Origin of the sequence: Vibrio makurazakiensis (genome assembly GCF_050337375.1) — a bacterium.
GTDB classification, from domain to species: domain Bacteria; phylum Pseudomonadota; class Gammaproteobacteria; order Enterobacterales; family Vibrionaceae; genus Vibrio; species Vibrio makurazakiensis.
Map to the genome: position 1 here is coordinate 1 of NZ_JAKJSW010000413.1, position 1776 is coordinate 1776.

Annotated in this window: 2 protein-coding genes; both read right to left on the minus strand. The window is 42.5% G+C overall.

What is annotated here, in order from left to right:
- A partial coding sequence (locus tag L4C33_RS22030) for a leucine-rich repeat-containing protein kinase family protein (RefSeq protein ID WP_428814518.1) occupies nucleotides 1–1175 on the minus strand: 1175 nt, incomplete at its 3' end.
- A 55-nt stretch (nucleotides 1176–1230) separates the two neighbouring features.
- On the minus strand, nucleotides 1231–1716 hold the full coding sequence (locus L4C33_RS22035; RefSeq protein WP_428814519.1) for a hypothetical protein: 486 nt from the start codon (nucleotides 1714–1716) through the stop codon (nucleotides 1231–1233).
- Nucleotides 1717–1776 lie beyond the last annotated feature (60 nt).

Consider the following 1776-nt stretch of genomic DNA (forward strand, 5'->3'; position numbering starts at 1 on the left):
GACAGCAGGTCTTCGATGAAATAACGTAGTGCACGCGCTTCGACTGCTTTGACTTTAAGTTGCTGCTTAGGTTCTAGGTAGTCATAAATTGACGCTGCCCCAAAGTCACCAAAAATCATATTACTCTGCTCATCAACCAATACGTTATGTGCGTACAAATCGCCATGGCAAACCTTGTTTGCATGAAGATGTTCAAACACATCAATCATCTGAGACACAATCTTGTCGATTTGGGAAATGCTTAGGGCAAACCCATCTTTAAAAGTATCTCTGGTACAGCTTGCTAGCGTTGGTGGTAGGCCAAGGTTGAAATAATGAGCAGGAATAAGCTCCATAACCAGTGATAAGTAGTTAGGCTCATCGACTTGTGCAATCGATTTTACTAGGTTGTTATGAAGCCCTGCTTGTAAGCATGCTTCTAGTTCATCATGAGGGTAACCATCGCTAGTCACTTCCCCTTTAAATACTTTAACCGCGACTTCGTTTGGAAAGTCGAACTCGCTGTCGTTCCAATTCGCATGTGAAATCACACCAGACGCGCCTTGGCCAAGTACTTGGTTGAGTGAGTAACAACCAGATGTCACTTTAGGTACGCCGCCTGCGGTTACTGCATGCTGGCAAAACGGGTTACCTGCGAATGCGAGCCAAGCCAGTTTTGGCAGCTCAAGAAGCAGAGCCGGGAACTCGGTAAGTTGGTTTGCCGATAAGCGAATAAGCTCAAGGTTAACTAGTTGAGACATGCTTGTTGGTAAGCTTCGGATCTGGTTTCCTGCTAGTGCTAGTTTTTGCAATCTAGGACGTTCACCCAAAGAGCTCGGTAATACTTCAATTTGGTTGTCTGTCAGAATTAACCAACGCAATTGAGCCGGTAGTGACTCTTCAGATACTTCCTTTATCTGATTACTCTTAAAGCCGACCATTTCTAGTTTAGGACACTTGCCAAGAGCACTAGGAAGATGAGTGAACGGGTTGTAAGATGCAAAAAATATCTTAAGATTTTTTAATTGAGATATTTCATTGGGCAGGTTAGTAAGCTGGTTTCCAGACAAATCTAGTATTTCTAACGTGTCAGCTAGCTCTAAAATTTCGAGTGGAAATTCTGTGAGACCTTGAGATATTTTGAGGTGGTGAGTGCCTTTAAGTTGACCTGTTTTTAGTTGTTCTAGAGTATGCAAACTGACTGACCTTTACCGAATAAAAAATTAAAGGCTGCATTCTACGTGCCTTGGCCTATAAAGGCGAGTGGTCGAGAGTAATCCCTACAAATTCAAGCCTATCGAGTGGTTCTTTAGCTGCGAGTTGATACCAGGCTGCGGGCATTGATTTCTCTACCCCTAACTTCTTCATCTTAGCTAGCTCTGTTTTCGTTATTAAGCAGTAGGTTAGCAATTTATCTAACACATCAGAGAGCGCTTCTTTCGAAAGTTCATCGTCTCGGACTATGCACTTTATTTCTCCAATCACACTACTCTCAGGAACGAGAGGGATCATAACCAACTCTTTGGGATCGTTAGTTGACGTGGATTTAGGCACAGATTGGCGTGCGAATTCCCAATCGGGCTTACCTTGTTTAGTGACATAGCCCGTCCGATAACAAAAATAGGGAAACAGGAAGCGTTCAATATGCTTCCAACGTTCAAATTTTGCTTCAAGGAATATGTGTTCTAACTCGATATAAAGATCTTGCTCGAAATGACTTAGGGCTGTTTGCGGCATAGATTGAAAATGCTCAAATATTCAAAGCCATTATGGTGATAGTTTTTCCCTATTAAATAA